This is a genomic window from Alterinioella sp. (assembly GCF_058343375.1).
Map to the genome: position 1 here is coordinate 75,022 of NZ_JBTUJH010000069.1, position 17,338 is coordinate 92,359.

Genomic DNA, 17,338 nt, shown 5'->3' on the forward strand with positions numbered 1-17,338 from the left:
TTGCTTGTAATTGATCAAGATCAATTACTCCGTTCCCCTGAAGTGGTGAAATCGTTATGGCTTACCGTTCGCTGGCACTTCCGAAGATTGACTGCGCCGATTGTCCGATCCGGCATCGGGCGGTTTGTGCCCGGTGTGATGCCGACGAGTTGGAACAGTTGGACGCGATCAAGTATTACAGGCGCTATGAGGCGGGGCAGACCATTGTCTGGGCCGCGGACAAGATGGATTTTGTGGCCTCGGTGGTGGAAGGCGTGGCCTCGTTGACGCAGACCATGGAGGACGGGCGCCGCCAGATGGTTGGCCTGCTGTTGCCGAGCGATTTTCTGGGTCGCCCGAATCGGGAAACGGTCAGCTATGATGTCACGGCGGCCACCGATGTCACATTGTGCTGTTTTCGGCGGGTGCCGTTTCAGGATCTGATCCAGTCCAATGCCCATGTCAGCCAGCGATTGCTTGAGATGACACTGGACGAGCTGGATGCCGCGCGGGAATGGATGCTGCTTTTGGGGCGCAAGACGGCGCGGGAGAAAATTGCCAGCTTTCTGTCGATCATTGCGCGGCGCGATTCCAGCCTGAATAATCTGCCGAAACGGTCTGAGGTGACGTTTGATCTGCCGCTGACACGCGAAGCGATGGCGGATTATCTGGGTCTGACGCTGGAAACGGTCAGTCGCCAGATGTCGGCGCTAAAGCGGGACGGGGTAATTTCCCTGAAGGGCAAGCGCCATATCATTGTGCCGGATTTTGACCGGCTGATGGATGAAACCGGTGATGATGCCGATGGCGGCCTGCCGGTCTGATCCTTTCAGATTACTGAAATATCAGATACTTGCCCAGTCAGTGAAAATCTGGCGGGGTGCCTGGCGCGTGGTGGCCTGAATGCGGCGATCGGCGGGGCGCTGAACCTCGGCCTGAACCGGGATCGGGCGGGGGGTGTTATGGGCGGTGCAGAACATTGGGGCGGTCCTTTGGGTTTGGTTATCTGGGTTCTGCGACTCATCTTAGTGTAATATTAACACTTATGCAATAGTGTATTTCATGCACCACTACGATGACCTGCGGAACCACACCTGTAACTGCCGCAGAAATCCGCCGAAAGATTGACGCCAATAGGGTGTTTTTGATGCTCAGAGGCTGCGGCGGCCTTCGAATTTCCGCGCCCGTGCCACAAACCGAGATGCGCAAGGGGATCTGACCCCTTGCGCCAGTCAACCCGTTACAGGGTCATGCCTGCATCAATGTGCCATCAGAACCGGCACGCTGGCCTGTTCCAGAAGGTTGCGGGTGGCCCCGCCCAGAATGGCCTCGCGGAACCGCGAATGGCCATAGGCCCCCATGACCAGCAGATCGGCGTTCTGATCCTGCACATGGCGTTCGATCATGTCCGAGACGCGCGGCAGGGTGCGCGCGATGATGGAGATTTCGACCTTGGCACCTTGCCGGGTCAGCATCTTGGACAGTTCGATGCCTGGATCGGCGGCCGTGGCATCGTGGCGCTGCGGGTCGATGATCAGGATATTGACCAGATCGGCGGCCAGCAGCAGCGGCATGGCGCGGCGCACTGCGGTCAGCGCTTCGGCGCTCTCATTCCAGGCCACGACGACGCGGGCCGGGGCCTTTGACGGCGCATCCGATCCCGGCAGCACCAGAACCGGGGCCTGACCCTGAAACAACGCGGCCTCGACCACCGCCGGCGCATCGGCTGTGCGGTTGGTGCCATATGGTTTGGGCAACATCACCAGATCGGAAAAACGGGCCCGGCGGGCCACCAGACCGGCCACCATGGCGGTTTGAGCCACCAGCGCCTCGACCCCCCATGCGATTTCAGTCCTGGCTAGACGGTCGCGCACGGCCTGTTCCATCGCGGTCGCCTCGGTGCGGGCATATAGCAGGGTTTCATCATGGATGATGGCCGTGGCCCCGGCGAAATAATACCCGGTCTGGGTGCGGTCAACGCCCAGGCAGAGAACGTCAAGATGTGCGCCCTCGGCCCGAACGAAGGGCAGGGCAGCCTCCAGAACCGGTGCAACGTCATCAATATCCGTGAGGATTGTCAGAATGCTTTTATAGGCCATGTTCGCGGTCCTTCTTTTGGCTATGCCCCTGACTATACCGTTACGTGCGACATCGCATTGACTTGCATCAACATCAAGTTGGTTGCAACTTGACATGGATCAAGGCCCCGATTGCCAAGCTGCGCGATTGACGGGGCGAGTGAAACAGCTTCGGATGGCAATTGACGCCGGAACCGGCGCAGGACGAAGGGACCGTCTATGTTTGAATACTTAAAGCTATTGATTCTCGCGGTGATTGTGATTCTCGCGGCCATCGTGGCCAATTACGCGCGCGATTTCGGATATATGGTTCACGCCATCCTGGTGATGGTCACGGCGGGGGGGCTTTTCCTGTGGCAATTGCGCCGCACGGATGAACCGGTATCGGCGGAAATTCTGGAAACCGAGTATATGGACGGGCCGATCCGGGTCGGGGCCATTCTGACGGTGTTCTGGGGCGTTGTCGGATTTCTGGTCGGCACGTTCATTGCCTTCCAACTGGCCTATCCGGATCTCAATTTTGACTGGGCTCGCGGGTATATGAATTTCGGTCGGCTGCGCCCGTTGCACACATCGGCGGTTATCTTTGCCTTTGGCGGCACCGCGTTGATCACCGCGTCTTTCTATATCGTTCAGCGCACGACGGCGGCGCGCCTATGGGGCGGAAATCTGGCCTGGTTCGTCTTTTGGGGTTACCAGTTCTTCATCATTCTGGCGGCGTCCGGTTATGTGTTGGGGATTACCCAGGGCCTCGAATATGCCGAGCCTGAATGGTATGTCGATATCTGGCTGACCATCGTCTGGCTCGCCTTCCTCGCCGTCTTCATGGGCACATTGCTGAAGCGCAAGGAACCGCATATCTATGTGGCCAACTGGTTCCTGCTGTCCTTCATCGTCACCGTGGCGATGCTGCATGTCATCAACAACATGGCGGTTCCGGTGTCGATTTTCGGGTCGCGGTCGGTCATGGTGATGGCCGGCGTGCAAAGCGCGATGACGCAGTGGTGGTATGGCCATAACGCGGTGGGCTTTTTCCTGACTGCCGGCTTTCTGGGCATGATGTACTATTTCATCCCGAAACAGGCCGAACGCCCCGTTTACAGCTACAAGCTGTCGATCATCCACTTCTGGGCGCTGATCTTTCTTTATATCTGGGCCGGTCCGCACCACCTGCATTATACCGCGCTGCCCGATTGGGCGACGACGCTTGGCATGGTGTTCTCGGTCGTGCTGTGGATGCCGTCCTGGGGCGGCATGATCAACGGTCTGATGACATTGTCAGGGGCCTGGGACAAGCTGCGCACCGATCCGGTTCTGCGCATGATGGTGACCTCGGTCGCATTCTACGGCATGTCCACCTTCGAGGGTCCGATGATGTCGATCCGGGCGGTGAACTCGTTGTCGCACTATACCGACTGGACCATCGGGCACGTGCATTCCGGCGCGCTTGGCTGGAACGGCATGATCACCTTCGGGATGCTCTACTATCTGTTCCCGAAACTGTGGCACCGGCAGGGGCTGTATTCGCTGCGGCTGGTCAGCTGGCACTACTGGTTGGCAACCATCGGTATCGTTCTCTACGCGTCGTCGATGTGGGTGACCGGCATCATGGAGGGGCTGATGTGGCGCGAGGTTGATGCGCAGGGCTTCCTGGTGAATTCATTCGCTGACACCGTTGCGGCCAAGTTCCCGATGTATGTGGTGCGTGCCCTGGGTGGCGTGATGTTCCTGTCGGGCGGATTGATCATGGCCTACAACCTTTGGATGACCATGCGCAAAGGCGTCTCTGCATCAGCAGCCGCCCCCGCCGCGACGCCGGCAGAATAAGGAGGGTCTGAGAGATGTCATTTCTTGACAAACACAAGAAAATCGAAACCAACGCGACCCTTCTTCTGGTGCTCAGCCTTGGGGTTGTGTCGATCGGCGGGATCGTGGAAATCGTGCCGCTGTTCTATCTGGAGAATACGATCGAGGACGTGGAGGGAATGCGACCCTATTCGCCGCTCGAACTTCAGGGCCGCGAGATCTATATCCGCGAGGGGTGCTATGTGTGCCACAGCCAGATGATCCGCCCGATCCGGGACGAGGTCGAACGCTATGGTCCCTACAGTCTTGCGGCGGAATCGATGTATGACCATCCGTTCCAATGGGGATCAAAACGCACCGGGCCGGATCTGGCCCGTGTGGGCGGTCGTTATTCTGACGAATGGCAGGTCGATCACCTGACCGATCCGCGATCGGTGGTCCCGGAATCGGTGATGCCGCCCTATGGGTTCCTGGCCGACAACGTGTTGGAGCCGACATATATCGCCGATCTGATGGAAACCCATCGCATTGTCGGTGTGCCCTATAGCGACGAGATGATCGAACAGGCGGCTTATGATTTTGTTCAGCAGGCCACCGATTTCGGCGATGACGCGGTTGTGGAACGCTACCCGGGTGCGCAACAGCGCAATTTCGATGGCAACCCCGAGGTGACCGAGATGGACGCGCTGATCGCCTATCTCCAGATGTTGGGCACGCTGGTCGATTTCTCGACCTTCACGCCTGACGAAAGCCGATAGGGGGCCCTGAGATGGAAGATACCTATACAGTCTTGCGGATCTTTGCCGGAAGCTGGGGATTGCTGTTCATGTTCACGGTCTTTGTCATCGTGATCGTGTTCGTGCTGCGACCCGGCAGCGGTCGGGTTTACAAGGACACGGCCAATATCCCGTTTCGCAATGACGACAAACCGGCCCGGTCGATGCGGGTCGCCGGCAAGGACGCCCAGAACACGGAGGCGCAGCAATGACCGAAGAAAATGCCCCTGAGGAAAAGCACCCCGAAGAACAGATCCTGCAAGAGGGCGACCCCGAAACCACGGGCCATGTCTGGGACGGGATCAAGGAATTTGACAACCCGATGCCGCGCTGGTGGCTGTGGACGTTCTACATCACCATTTTCTGGGCGGTGATCTATACCATCCTCTATCCGGCCTGGCCGCTGGTAAACGGGGCGACCACAGGGTTGCTGGGCTGGTCCACGCGCGGTGAGGTTGCCGCCGAGATCGCCGAATTCGATGCGATGAATGCCCCGCTGCGCGCCCGGATCGAGGGTGTGGAACTGGCGGCGCTGAATGCCGATGACAACCCCGACCTCTATAATTACGCGGTTCAGGGTGGCGGTGCGATTTACCGCACATTTTGCGCCCAATGCCACGGATCGGGCGCAGACGGCTCGGTTGGCTACCCCAATCTGCTGGATGATGACTGGCTGTGGGGCGGGTCTCTCGACGAGATCTATTATACCATCAGCCACGGCATCCGGAATGAGGATGACATCAATGCCCGCTATTCCGAGATGACCGCCTTTGAGGGCATCCTGAACGATGAGGAAATCGACCAGGTCGTGCAATATGTGCGCAATATCTCGGGCCAGGAATTTGAACCGACCTTGGCCGCCGCCGGTGAGGACGTGTTTCTGAACAATTGCGCCGCGTGCCATATGGATGATGGCTCGGGTGACAGGTTTCTGGGGGCACCCAACCTGACCGATGCAATCTGGCTTTATGGTGGCGACACGGCAGCGCTGGAAGAAACCGTGCGCAACGCCCGGTTTGGCGTGATGCCTCCCTGGTCGGCGGAAGCCTCGGATGCCGGTCGTCTGACCGAGGCCGAACTTCGCTCGGTCGCGGTTTATGTCCACTCACGTGGCGGCGGGGAATAATCCCCGATACGAAATCCGGTGACCCTTCCCGGGTCACCGGTCAAGATGCCGGTTCTGGTCCTGTTCGCGCGTTTCCTACAGAACCGGCATCTGCTTTCCCCCGGCCTTATAACAAATTACTGATCTGTGGCCCAGACCGGGCGGCGGTTTTCGCGTCAGCCCATCTGCCCGCCGGTGGTGCCGCGCAGGCGGATACGGGCCTTGTCGCTGAGCGACACCCAGATTGCCAGAGCCACCAGACCGCCGCAATAAAGCGCCCCGATCAACAGCACCACTTCGCCCGGGACAGGGCCAATATCGGCGCGGTTGATGACTTCCCTCACACTTTCGGCCTGAACCGGATGGATCATCAATTTGCCGACATAGGCGGTGGCCTGGATCAGCAGGATCCAGACATAGTTGCGCCGCACCCGCCGCGCCAGCGATGTGACAAAGCCGATATGGTATTGCGGGTTCAGATAATCCTCGGCCAACACGGATTGCCAGTTTTCCTCGGTATGCAGATCACCGCCATCGCGCAGCATCGGTGCGTAGAAATGCGTCTCAAGCCAGCGCGAGCGCGCCCGCCAGACATTGAAGTAACGATATCGCCGCGCTTCAAGCGCCAGAAACAGCAGCATCAGAATGCCGACCAGCAACAAGGGCAGGGGCGATGCCTCGGGTGACGCAAAAGAAATCGACAGCGCCACGCCAAGCGTGACCACGGCCCAGTTCGTCGTCGTATCCAGCCGGGTGCGCCAGATCGTGCTGCGATAGACCTCGCCGCGATAAAGATGCGCGATGGCACCTATTTCGGCGGCAGAAAATTCCTGCTCGGGCTCTGGATGGCGTTTGTCCATGGTCTGGGCCCCTTGTCTTGGCGCACGCCTGCGCGGCGGCCAGGACAGCATGGCACATACAGCGGAGGAAATCAGACAAAGACACCTTGTCGCGGTGAAATCAACATTTGCACATCAAACATATACCACAGATAAATCTTTTGCCCCCCCACGCCCGGGATTTGCCGGGATTGACTTGATCTGCGTCAAGGCTGCACTCCAATGGCGCCCCTAGAAGGCGACATGGCGACAGCCATACCAAAGGAGCGCACAGCCCCATGAGTTCCAGCGAGCAGCCGCCAAGCCTCTTTGCCGCGCGAGAGCCGGTGATCCCCAAACGCGTGAAAGGGGCCTTTCGCAACCTGAAATGGATCCTCATGAGCGTGATGCTCGGGATCTATTACCTGACGCCGTGGATTCGCTGGGATCGCGGCCCGTCGCTGCCCGATCAGGCGGTGTTGCTGGATCTGGCAAGTCGGCGCTTTTTCTTTTTCTGGGTCGAAATCTGGCCGCATGAGTTCTATTTCGTGGCCGGCTTGCTGATCATGGCGGGGTTGGGCCTGTTTCTGTTCACCTCGGCCCTTGGTCGGGTCTGGTGCGGCTATGCCTGCCCACAGACCGTGTGGACCGACCTGTTCGTGCATGTCGAACGATGGGTGGAGGGCGACCGCAACGCACAGCTGCGGCTGTTGAAGCAGCCCTGGAATCTCCGCAAGGCCCGGCTGCGGTTTGCCAAATGGACGATATGGCTGCTGATTGCGATGGCCACGGGCGGGGCCTGGGTGTTCTATTTCACCGACGCACCGACGCTGGCGGTCAATCTGGTGACCCTGAACGCCCATCCGGTCGCCTATACGACCATCGCGATCCTGACCGCCACCACCTTTGTGTTCGGCGGTTTCATGCGCGAACAGATCTGCAATTACATGTGCCCCTGGCCGCGCATCCAGGCCGCGATGATGGACGAAGACACCATCACGGTGGCCTATCGTGAGTGGCGGGGCGAGCCGCGCGGCAAGCATCGCAAGGGCGCGGATGCCGATCAGCTTGGCGATTGTATCGACTGTATGGCTTGCGTGAATGTCTGCCCTGTCGGCATCGACATCCGCGACGGGCAGCAGATGGAATGCATCACCTGCGCGCTGTGTATCGACGCCTGCGATGACATCATGGCCAGAATCGGCAAGCCGCGCGGGTTGATCGACTATATGGCGCTGACCGACGAGGCCAGCGAGCGCGCCGGAAACCCGAAGAAATCGATCTGGAAGCATATATTTCGGCCCCGCACGATCATCTACACAACGTTGTGGTCGGCCATTGGCGTGTCTCTTGTGGTCTTGCTCTTTGTGCGCTCTCCGATCGATGTCACCGTGTCGCCCATCCGCAACCCCACATATGTGGTGTTGAGCGATGGCACGATCCGCAACACCTATGATTTGCGGCTGATGAACATGCAGAATGAAGACCGTGAATTTCAAATCACCGTGACCTCCGATGCGCCTCTGGAGGTCGCGCTGGAAGGCTCTGACGGGACCAGCGTGACGGTGCCCGTCGATAGCACGCGATTGCAGCGCGTTTATGTGACGAGCCCTCCGGGTTCTCCGGCCGCCAGCGCCGCCAGCACCGGTTTCCGGTTCTGGGTCGAAGACGAGTTAAGTGGTATACGGACCTATCAGGACACAGTTTTCAACGGCCGAGAGGGGCAATAGGAATGTCAGAGAACGAAACTCCGCCTTCGGGCCGTGAACTGACCGGGCGCAAGGCTCTGATGATATTTGTCGCGTTTTTTGGCACGGTCTTTGGTGTCAATTTTTACATGGCGTATCAGGCGGTAACCACGTTTCCGGGACTTGAGGTTCCCTCGTCCTATGCTGACAGCCAGGATTTCAATATCCGCCGCGACGCACAGGAGGCGCTTGGCTGGACCGCGACGGTTTCGGTCGATATCGATGCCGGAGTGCTGACGCTCGGCCTTGTCGATCGCGACGGCGTGCTGGTCGATCCTGCCGAATTTCAGGCCTTGCTGACCCGGCCAACCAACCGGACCGAAGATCAGATACTGGACCTGACCCCCGGCAGCGTGGCCTATACCGCACCGGTCGATATTTCGCCGGGGCGCTGGCGGCTCAGGCTGACAGCTATTGCGCAGGACGGGACCGATTATCGCCGCAACATCACCTTTACCTTGCCGAATTGAGCCCGGTCTTGACCGCTACCGCCGATCATCCCCGCCCCGCTGCCCACCCTGTCAGTGCTGTCGCCCCGGTCGATGCGCGGCTGATATTGTCGCTGCCGACGATCCGCTGCGCGGGCTGTATTTCGGCTGTTGAACGGGCCCTGGAAGCCGCGCCGGGCGTGAATTCGGCGCGGGTGAACCTGACGCTGAAACGCGCGGCGGTTGTGGCGGATGCCGGCGTGACAGCGCAAGATCTGGTCGGTGTCCTGGCGCAAGCGGGCTTTGAGGCGCATGAGCTGGATCCCGGGATTCTTTCGACGACCGAGGCCGATGCCGGCGCGCGCGATCTGTTGATGCGGCTGGCCGTTGCCGGCTTTGCGATGATGAACGTGATGCTGCTATCGGTGGCCGTCTGGTCCGGGGCCGAAGGTGCCACGCGTGACATGATGCACTGGATTTCGGCCGCCATCGTGCTGCCTGCGATCGTCTACACCGGCAAACCGTTTTACGTGAATGCCTGGAGCGCGCTGCGCGCCGGACGCCTGAACATGGATGTGCCGATTTCACTGGCCATCATACTGGCGGTGGGCACGTCGCTGTATGAAACCATGCTGTCGGGCGAACACGCCTATTTCGACGCCGCCATATCGCTGACCTTCTTTTTGCTGGCGGGCCGCTATCTGGATTACCGCACGCGGGCCTCGGCCCGGTCCGCGGCGCAGGAACTGGCCGCGCTGGAGGTGCCGCGCGCGGTGCGCCTGCGCGGCGGGGTCGAGCAAACCGTGGGCGTGGCTGATCTGGTCCCCGGCGATGTCGTGCTGGTGCGCCCCGGCGGGCGGATCCCGGTGGATGGGATCGTGGCGGCGGGCAATTCCGAGATCGACCGCGCCCTGATGACCGGCGAAAGCCTGCCGGCCTTTGCCGGGCCGGGCAGCGTCGTTTCGGCGGGCGAGGTGAACCTGACCGGGCCGTTGCAGGTTAACGTGACGGCGGCGGGCAAGGATACGTCGCTGCACCGGATCGCCGATCTGGTGGCGATCGCGGAAAGCGGCCGCAGCCGCTATACGTCGCTGGCCGATCAGGCGGCCAAGCTCTATGCGCCGGGGGTCCATATTCTGGCGGTGCTGGCTGCCGTCGGCTGGTATCTCTACACATGGGATCTGCGGGTGGCGCTGAATATTGCCGCGGCGGTGCTGATCATCACCTGCCCCTGTGCACTTGGTCTGGCCGTGCCTGCGGTGACAACGGCGGCTTCGGGGCGGTTGTTTCGCAAGGGCATGTTGATCAAGGACAGCACCGCGATGGAGCGGCTGGCCGAGGTCGATACGGTCGTGTTCGACAAGACCGGCACGCTGACACTTGGCACGCCGCAGCCGGTGGGGCTGGAGGCGCTGTCAGAGTCGCAGGCCCAGGTGGCGCTTGGGCTGGCGCAAGGGTCTTCCCATCCGCTGGCGCAGGCTCTGGTCAAGGGATTGACGGGGCCCGCCGCCACGCTGACCGATCTGAAAGAGGTGCCGGGATTCGGCGTTGAGGCCATGTGGAAGGACAAACCCGTGCGCCTTGGCCGCGCGGCATGGGTGGGGGCAGAGGCCCCCGATGTCACCGCGACCTTCCTGCAAATCGGCGATGGTGCGCCGGTTGCGCTGACATTCACGGATTCGCTGCGCCCCGGTGCGGCAGAGGCCCTGCGCGGGTTGAAGGCCAACGGGCTGCGGGTGCTGCTGATCTCGGGCGACGCGCGCGGCGCGGTGCGCCGGTTCGCGCAAGAGATCGGCATCGACGAGGTGATGGCCGAGGCGCTGCCCGAGGAAAAGGCGGCGCGGATTGCCGAGCTGTCTGAAGCCGGCGCCAAGGTGCTGATGGTGGGCGACGGGCTGAACGATACGGCCGCTTTGGCATCGGCGCATGTCTCGATCTCGCCGGCATCGGCCCTGGATGCCGCGCGGGTGGCGTCCGATATGGTGCTGCTTGGGCAAGACCTGGCCCCGATCGCCGAAGCGTTCGAGGTTGCCGTGAAGGCCCGGGCCCGGATCCGGGAAAATTTCACCATCGCCACCGTCTATAATGTGGTGGCCGTGCCGATCGCGATTGCCGGTTTCGCCACACCGCTGGCGGCGGCCTTGGCGATGTCGGCCAGTTCCATTACGGTGTCGCTGAACGCGCTGCGGCTGAAATAGGCCCGGAAAGGCACATCGAAATGAACGTGCTCATCATCCTTATCCCGGTTTCCCTGTTCATGGGCGGGCTCGGTCTTGCGGGGTTTTTCTGGCTGCTGCGCCGGGGGCAGTTCGACGACCCCGATGGCGACGCAAACCGGATCCTGCGCAGCGATTACGACGAGAAACCGAAAGTCTGATTACGGCGTTTTGCGTTTTATCCGAGGCACGAGCGATCACCCTGACCGGGTTTGTGAAACAACCGCGTTCGCCGGTCAGGCTGATTCAAGTCAAACGCAAAGCGTTTTACGGCCCATAGGTCGTGCAGGTCACATTGCGCGACAGCAACCGCGCGCAGGCGCGTTCCGCGGCGTCCTGGGTCATGCCGGCAAATTGGGCCTCATAACCGCCGGGGCGGCTCACCACATTTCGCAACGCCTCGCCAAAGGTGCTGAGTTCCCTGAGTGCGGTTTGCAGCAGCAGCCGCTCGGCGGCGTTGCGGCTGGGGTGGCGGCCAAGCGAGACGCCGTAAAGACGGGTCCCGGTCGAGGATGCACGGGTCACGATCTCGCGCGCCGGGGGCTCAGGATCGGGGTTGATCACCGCAAGCTCGATCTCGGTTGAATCCAGCGCGATGATTTCGGGGCGCGGCAGGGGCGTCATCGGCGGTTCGGGGTCAAGCGGCGTGATTGTGCCGGTGATGGCCGCGACGATGGCAATGGCCTCCTCGGCTGCGGTGGTCGTGGTGGCACTGTCATCGGTCCCGGCAAGTTCGACATGCGGCGCGTCAGCGGCCGGGTCGGAAATCGCCTCCGCGACCGCCTCCGCGACCGCCTCGGCTGGCGGATCGGTCAGGGCCGTTTCGACGGCGCTTTCCACAGCCGCCAGAAACGCGACCGACATTTCCGGGGCGTTCTCTGCAACTTGCGGTCGAAGGGATGGTCTTTGACTGGTGGCCACCGCCAACGCGGCGGGCGCGGTGCCTTGGATATTTTCAGTATCGTGGTCATTGTAGACGGGCAGCGCCGGCCTGCGGATTGTGGCCCGCGTCGGGGCGCGGGCAAAGCCCATATCCAGCAGTTCCATGATCCGGGCATTGCGCGATGCCGTTGATTGGCCGCCAAAGACGGTGGCAATGATCCGTTCCTGGCCGCGTTCGGCCGAGGCCACAAGATTGAAGCCCGCTGCGCGGGTATAGCCGGTCTTGATGCCGTCGGCACCGCGATAGGCATCCAGAAACCTGCGATTGGTATTGCGCACCGTGGCGATACCGGCATCCGCCGTGCGGCGCGAGAACAGGTTGTAATATTGCGGATAGTCGAAAAAGATCCGCCGTCCCATCGTGGTCATGTCGCGCGCCGTGCTGAGATGGCCGGCCTCGGTCAGCCCGTTGGCGTTGCGAAACGTGGTCCGCGTCATGCCAAGCGCCTCGGCGGTGCGGTTCATGCGGCGGGCAAACGCGGCCTCGGACCCCGAGATGGCCTCGGCGATGGCGGTTGCGGCATCATTGGCCGAGCGCACGGCGGCGGCCCGGATGAGATAGCGCAGGCGAATGGTTGATCCGGCCTGAAGGCCAAGCCGCGAGGGCGGTTCATTGGCGGCGTTGCGCGATATTCTGACCGGCGTGTCCAGCGTGATCTCGCCCAGGCGAATGGCCTCGAAGGCGATATAGAGCGTCATCATCTTGGTCAGCGATGCCGGGTGCAGGCGGGCGTCGGCATTTCGGCTGTGCAGCACTTCGCCGGTGCGCGCATCAATCACCATCGCAGCATAGGGCGCGGCGCGGGCCGCGTCGGGCGCGGTCACGAATGCGCCAAATAACGCAAAGAACCCCAAAAGGGTTAGGAGGAGCCGTCTTCGAATCACGAAATTGCTCTGTCTGCCTCGAAATGCCGTCTGTTGCGGCTTTGAATCAAACCTATTCGAATTGGTGTCGTGAATCCATTACATTCGCAGACAGAATTGTGACGATTCCAAGGCACTAGCCGGGAGAGGCCAGATTTCGGGCATTCCTGCACTGGTGTCGCTACATTTGCGCAATGGCGTCTGGACGCGGCGCGTGCGGTCCTGCACATTCCCGCCGATACCCGAAGGAGTGCCCGATATGACCGATCCGTTTGACGCCCGAAAACCCCGTGCGGCGGCCTGGTTTCGTGACTTGCGCGACCAGATCGTGGCCGCGTTCGAGGCGCTGGAGGATAGCCATGAAGCTGCCGCTGAAGCGGGTCGGTTCGAGGTGACCGAAACCACGCGCGCGTCAGAGGATGGCAGCGACGCGGGCGGCGGATTGATGAGCGTGATGCGCGGCGGGCGGGTGTTCGAGAAGGTCGGCGTCAATGTCTCGACCGTCTACGGGGCCCTGGGCGAGGCGGCGCAAAAGGCGATGGCGGCGCGCGGCGTGCCGGGCATGGCTGAGGACCCGCGGTTCTGGGCCTCGGGCATATCGCTGGTTGCGCATATGCAGAACCCGCACTGCCCTGCGGTGCATATGAATACAAGGATGTTCTGGACCCCGCATGCCTGGTGGTTCGGCGGCGGCTCGGACCTGAACCCTTGTATCGAATATGAAGAAGACACGGCGCATTTTCACGAGACCCAGAAACAGTATCTCGATCCCCATGGCGAGGATCTGTATCCCGCGTTGAAGGACTGGGCGGACAGGTATTTCTACATCCCGCACCGGGGCCGTGCGCGCGGTGTGGGTGGTATTTTCATGGATGACCGAAACAGCGGCGACTGGGAGGCTGATTTTGCCCTGACCCAGGATATAGGCCGCGCGTTTCTGCCTGCCTTTCTGCCGGTGACGGAACGGCGGCGGAATACCGGGTGGTCGGATGCGGATAGAGATACGCAACTGATCCACCGGGGGCTCTATGCGGAATATAACCTCGTCTATGACCGGGGCACGAAGTTTGGATTGGCAACCGGGCATGATGCGAATGCCGTGTTGATGAGCCTGCCGCCGCTGGCGAAATGGGTGTGAAATGGGTGTGAGCGGGCCAATTGCGTCTGCCCCGGGCCGGTTGCCATCAAGCTGGCGATGGCGGTTTTCAGTCTACCGGCGTGGGGTTGCCTGCGTTGAGGGAGTGAGAAGTTTCGCCGCGCTTGCGCGCGGCGACCGGTGCGAGGGGTTTCACCCCTCGCGCTCCCCAAGGTATTTTTGCCAAGATGAATTGGCAGGGTCAGGCACTGCGGATCGCTTCGAGCATCACATGCACGTTATCGGGATCGGCATCGGGTGTAATGCCGTGGCCGAGATTGAAGATATGCGGGCCGTTCTTGAAGGCCTGCACGATGCGTTTGGTTTCATTGATCAGGGGTTGGCCGCCGGTGACCATCAATTTCGGATCGAGATTGCCCTGAACGCAGCCATCGGGTTGCAGGCTGCGGGCGGCCCAGGCGGCATCGGTGCTGGTGTCGATGGCGATGCAATCGGCACCGACGGCTTTGGCGAAGCCTGTGTAGTTGCTGCCCGCCTCCCGCGGGAAGACGATGATCGGCAGGTCGGGATGACGGGATTTCAGCGCGGTGATGATGCGCTTGATCGGGTTCAGTGAGTAGTTGGTAAAGGCGTCGCCCTTGAGCGACCCGGCCCAGGAATCGAACAGTTTGATGACCTCGGCCCCGGCCTGCACCTGCATCGAGAGATATTCGATACTTGCCAGCGTGATCAGGTCGATCAGCGCGTCGAAGGTTTTCGGGTCGCTCTGGCGCAAGGCATGGGCCGGGGCCTGATCGGGCGTGCCGCGTCCGGCGATCATATAGGTGGCGACAGTCCAGGGGGCACCCGCGAAGCCGATCAGGGTGGTTTCAGCGGGCAATTCACGCGTCAGGATGCGGATGGTTTCATAGATCGGGGCGAGGCGGTCGTGGATGTCATCGGGGGTTTTGAAATGGGCCATGTCAGCGGCACCGGAAATGGTCGAGAGGCGCGGGCCCTCGCCGGTGACGAACCACAGATCGGCCCCGAGCGCCTGCGGGATGAGCAGGATATCGGCAAACAGGATGGAGGCATCGAAACCGTAACGGCGGATCGGTTGCAGGGTGACCTCGGCGGCGAGGTCGGGATTGTAGCATAGCGACAGGAAATCGCCGGCTTTTTCCCGCGTCGCGCGGTATTCGGGCAGGTAACGCCCGGCCTGCCGCATCATCCAGACCGGCGGCGTGGGCAGGGTCTCACCGGCAAGGGCGCGCAGCAGGGTCTTGGTCATGGGGACTGTCCTTTCCGGTGGTTCAGTATTGGTGTTTCGCGGGCGGCGGCCGGTGTCAAGCGGGGGCGCGCGGGATCGGGCGGTTTCGACGCGCGTGCCGCGCGGCCAGACCGGCGGTGGCTTTGCCGCCGGTCGAAGATGAGTATTTTTGCAAAGAAGAAGCGGAGGGGGTTCAGCTTGGGGGTTTGTTGGACTAGGAAGCAGCCATGAATTCGCATCTTCCCACGCCGTCTTCACCGCTGAAAATCGGCACTCGTGGCTCGCCCTTGGCCTTGGCGCAGGCGGATGAGACGCAGCGCCGGCTGGCCGCGGGTTTTGACCTGCCAGGTGCCGCATTCGAGATCGTGGTGATCAGGACCACCGGCGATGACCGGGCGATGATCGCGGCCGATCGGCCGTTGAAGGAGATCGGTGGCAAGGGGCTGTTCACCAAGGAGATCGAGGAGGCGCTGCTGGCGGGTGGCATCGATATAGCGGTGCATTCGATGAAGGATATGCCGGTGGGGCAGCCCGAGGGGCTGGTGTTGCAGACCTATCTGCCGCGCGAGGATGTGCGGGACGGGTTCGTTTCACTGGCCCATGCCGGGCTGGAGGCGCTGCCTGTGGGCGCGCGGGTCGGGACATCGTCGCTGCGGCGGCGGGCGCAGCTGATGGCGCGGCGGCCCGATCTGGAACTGGTCGAGTTTCGTGGCAATGTGCAGACGCGGATGAAGAAGCTGGAAGCGGGCGTGGTGGATGCGACCTTTCTGGCGATGGCGGGATTGCGGCGCCTGGGGATGGCGGCGATTGCCCGCGTGGCAATGGGGCCGGACGAGATGCTGCCTGCCGTTGCGCAGGGGGCGATTGGCATCGAGCGGCGTGAAGGGGATACCCGCGCCGCCGACATGCTGGATGCGATCCACGACCGGGAGACCGGGCTGCGGCTGGCGGCCGAACGGGCGTTTCTGGCGGGGCTGGACGGATCCTGCCAGACACCGATTGCCGGGCTGGCGACCCTGGAGGGCGGCAGCCTGCGGCTGAGGGGCGAGATCCTGCGCCCGGACGGGTCCGAGGTGATTGCCGATGACGTGACGGTGCCGGCAGCAGATGGCGAAGCGGCGGGGCAGGATATGGCGCGGCGGATGCGCGCGCGCGCGGGCGATGATTTCTTTGATTGGTGGGGCGGCTGAGGCGCGCCCAAGTGTAAATTTCCGGTTGACGGGGGCCATGCGCTGTCTTAGCTGATGCCTCGCTCAGTGGCGGTGTAGCTCAGTTGGTTAGAGCAGCGGAATCATAATCCGCGTGTCCGGGGTTCAAGTCCCTGCACCGCCACCAGATCCCCTTTCCCAGTGTTGGTGGCGGATCAACCAGCGCAGGCGCGGGCCTTTGGATGCGTGTGCTGCTCCTGCCACGTGCCCCCCATGTCAAAACAGGCCAGATCGGGTCGGAAACCGGCAGGTTTGACCGGCCCGCTTTGCCCATGATGGGAGGCGAAGCGCGGGTCAACGGGGATGCGCGCATCGCGGAGAATTTCATGAAAACCCATGCCCAGGCGGTGGTTATCGGGGGCGGCGTCATCGGCTGCTCGATCCTGTATCATCTGGCCAGGCTTGGCTGGAGCGATGTGGTCCTGCTGGAGCGGTCCGAGCTGACATCGGGTTCGACCTGGCACGCGGCGGCCAATATTCACGGGCTGCATGACAGCACCAATATCAGCCGCCTGCAGCATTACACGATGAACCTGTATAAGGAGCTGGAGGCCGAGACCGGGCAAAGCTGCGGTGTGTTTCAGCCCGGCAGCCTCTATCTGGCGCAGAGTGAGGCGCGTGAGCATCAGTTGCGGTTGCAGGAAGCCAAGGCGCGGCGCTATGGGATGAATTTTCATGAGGTCAGCCGCGATGAGGCCGAGCGGCTGCATCCGCTGGTCAATTATGACGGTATCCGCTGCATCATGTTTGAACCCGACGGCGGCAATGTTGACCCTTCGGGCGTGACCAATGCCTATGCGGTGGGTGCCCGGCAGCGCGGCGCGGAGATTCACCGGTTTACGCCGGTTACCGGCACCGAGGCGCAGCCTGACGGCACTTGGATTGTGCGCACCGACAAGGGCGATATCCGCACGCCCTGGGTGGTGAATGCGGCCGGGCTTTGGGGCCGGGAAGTGGCGGCGATGGCGGGGGTGACCCTGCCGCTATTGCCCACGGAACACCAGTATTTCGTCACCGAAACCATT

The 17,338-nt window shown here is 61.8% G+C and carries 17 protein-coding genes and 1 tRNA gene; 13 read left to right on the plus strand and 5 right to left on the minus strand.

Annotated features, from left to right (window positions below):
- Positions 1-56 precede the first annotated feature (56 nt).
- Positions 57-803, plus strand: coding sequence for a transcriptional regulator FnrL (fnrL, locus tag ACW8PS_RS10250; protein WP_491527289.1), 747 nt, complete (start codon positions 57-59; stop codon positions 801-803).
- 21 nt (positions 804-824) lie between these two features.
- Here fnrL and ACW8PS_RS10255 read toward each other — a convergent pair whose 3' ends face one another.
- Together ACW8PS_RS10255 and ACW8PS_RS10260 are read right to left on the minus strand one after the other, a co-directional pair.
- Positions 825-959: a hypothetical protein gene (locus tag ACW8PS_RS10255; protein ID WP_491527290.1), complete on the minus strand. Its 135-nt coding sequence runs from the start codon at positions 957-959 to the stop codon at positions 825-827.
- Positions 960-1,238: 279 nt separating this feature from the next.
- Positions 1,239-2,078 carry a universal stress protein gene (locus ACW8PS_RS10260; protein ID WP_491527291.1) on the minus strand — a complete coding sequence of 280 codons (840 nt, stop codon included), beginning with the start codon at positions 2,076-2,078 and terminating at the stop codon, positions 1,239-1,241.
- Positions 2,079-2,276: 198 nt separating this feature from the next.
- Here ACW8PS_RS10260 and ccoN point away from each other — a divergent pair, with 198 nt between their 5' ends.
- The 4 genes from ccoN to ccoP are packed head-to-tail and all read left to right on the plus strand — an operon-like array spanning position 2,277 to position 5,765.
- A complete protein-coding gene (gene ccoN, locus ACW8PS_RS10265) occupies positions 2,277-3,884 on the plus strand; it encodes a cytochrome-c oxidase, cbb3-type subunit I (RefSeq protein WP_491527292.1) in 1,608 nt (535 codons plus the stop codon).
- Between the two features lie 14 nt (positions 3,885-3,898).
- Entirely contained in the window at positions 3,899-4,621 is a 723-nt protein-coding gene (gene ccoO, locus ACW8PS_RS10270; RefSeq protein ID WP_491527294.1) for a cytochrome-c oxidase, cbb3-type subunit II, read from the plus strand.
- An 11-nt stretch (positions 4,622-4,632) separates the two neighbouring features.
- The gene (locus tag ACW8PS_RS10275) at positions 4,633-4,851 is read left to right on the plus strand and encodes a cbb3-type cytochrome c oxidase subunit 3 (protein WP_491527295.1); all 219 of its coding nucleotides are present in this window, start codon (positions 4,633-4,635) and stop codon (positions 4,849-4,851) included.
- The gene (ccoP, locus tag ACW8PS_RS10280; protein WP_491527296.1) at positions 4,848-5,765 is read left to right on the plus strand and encodes a cytochrome-c oxidase, cbb3-type subunit III; all 918 of its coding nucleotides are present in this window, start codon (positions 4,848-4,850) and stop codon (positions 5,763-5,765) included. The genes ACW8PS_RS10275 and ccoP overlap by 4 nt, the downstream gene beginning before the upstream one ends.
- Before the next feature lie 155 nt (positions 5,766-5,920).
- On the opposite strand, the gene ACW8PS_RS10285 is transcribed toward ccoP, so the two are convergent.
- Positions 5,921-6,604, minus strand: a complete 684-nt coding sequence (locus ACW8PS_RS10285; protein WP_491527297.1) for a DUF2270 domain-containing protein — start codon at positions 6,602-6,604, stop codon at positions 5,921-5,923.
- A gap of 257 nt (positions 6,605-6,861) precedes the next feature.
- Here ACW8PS_RS10285 and ccoG point away from each other — a divergent pair, with 257 nt between their 5' ends.
- From ccoG to ccoS, 4 genes are read left to right on the plus strand one after another with little or no spacing between them, the layout of a single operon-like run.
- Positions 6,862-8,292, plus strand: coding sequence for a cytochrome c oxidase accessory protein CcoG (gene ccoG, locus ACW8PS_RS10290; RefSeq protein WP_491527299.1), 1,431 nt, complete (start codon positions 6,862-6,864; stop codon positions 8,290-8,292).
- Between the two features lie 2 nt (positions 8,293-8,294).
- Entirely contained in the window at positions 8,295-8,780 is a 486-nt protein-coding gene (locus ACW8PS_RS10295) for a FixH family protein (RefSeq protein WP_491527300.1), read from the plus strand.
- Between the two features lie 8 nt (positions 8,781-8,788).
- Positions 8,789-10,936 (plus strand): heavy metal translocating P-type ATPase, encoded by a 2,148-nt coding sequence (locus ACW8PS_RS10300; protein WP_491527301.1) that lies wholly within the window; start codon positions 8,789-8,791, stop codon positions 10,934-10,936.
- A 20-nt stretch (positions 10,937-10,956) separates the two neighbouring features.
- On the plus strand, positions 10,957-11,115 hold the full coding sequence (gene ccoS, locus ACW8PS_RS10305) for a cbb3-type cytochrome oxidase assembly protein CcoS (protein ID WP_491527302.1): 159 nt from the start codon (positions 10,957-10,959) through the stop codon (positions 11,113-11,115).
- A 106-nt stretch (positions 11,116-11,221) separates the two neighbouring features.
- On the opposite strand, the gene ACW8PS_RS10310 is transcribed toward ccoS, so the two are convergent.
- Positions 11,222-12,679, minus strand: coding sequence for a D-alanyl-D-alanine carboxypeptidase family protein (locus ACW8PS_RS10310; protein WP_491527313.1), 1,458 nt, complete (start codon positions 12,677-12,679; stop codon positions 11,222-11,224).
- Between the two features lie 340 nt (positions 12,680-13,019).
- Between ACW8PS_RS10310 and hemF the strand changes: the two genes are divergently transcribed.
- Positions 13,020-13,898, plus strand: coding sequence for an oxygen-dependent coproporphyrinogen oxidase (hemF, locus tag ACW8PS_RS10315; protein ID WP_491527304.1), 879 nt, complete (start codon positions 13,020-13,022; stop codon positions 13,896-13,898).
- Between the two features lie 199 nt (positions 13,899-14,097).
- Here hemF and hemE read toward each other — a convergent pair whose 3' ends face one another.
- A complete protein-coding gene (hemE, locus tag ACW8PS_RS10320) occupies positions 14,098-15,126 on the minus strand; it encodes a uroporphyrinogen decarboxylase (RefSeq protein WP_491527305.1) in 1,029 nt (342 codons plus the stop codon).
- Positions 15,127-15,332: 206 nt separating this feature from the next.
- On the opposite strand from hemE, the gene hemC reads away from it, so the two are divergent.
- The 3 genes from hemC to ACW8PS_RS10335 form a co-directional block, all read left to right on the plus strand.
- Positions 15,333-16,295, plus strand: a complete 963-nt coding sequence (gene hemC / locus ACW8PS_RS10325; protein ID WP_491527306.1) for a hydroxymethylbilane synthase — start codon at positions 15,333-15,335, stop codon at positions 16,293-16,295.
- A gap of 68 nt (positions 16,296-16,363) precedes the next feature.
- Positions 16,364-16,440 (plus strand) — tRNA-Met (locus ACW8PS_RS10330).
- A gap of 199 nt (positions 16,441-16,639) precedes the next feature.
- The coding region (locus tag ACW8PS_RS10335; RefSeq protein ID WP_491527307.1) for an NAD(P)/FAD-dependent oxidoreductase at positions 16,640-17,338 on the plus strand (699 nt) is incomplete at its 3' end.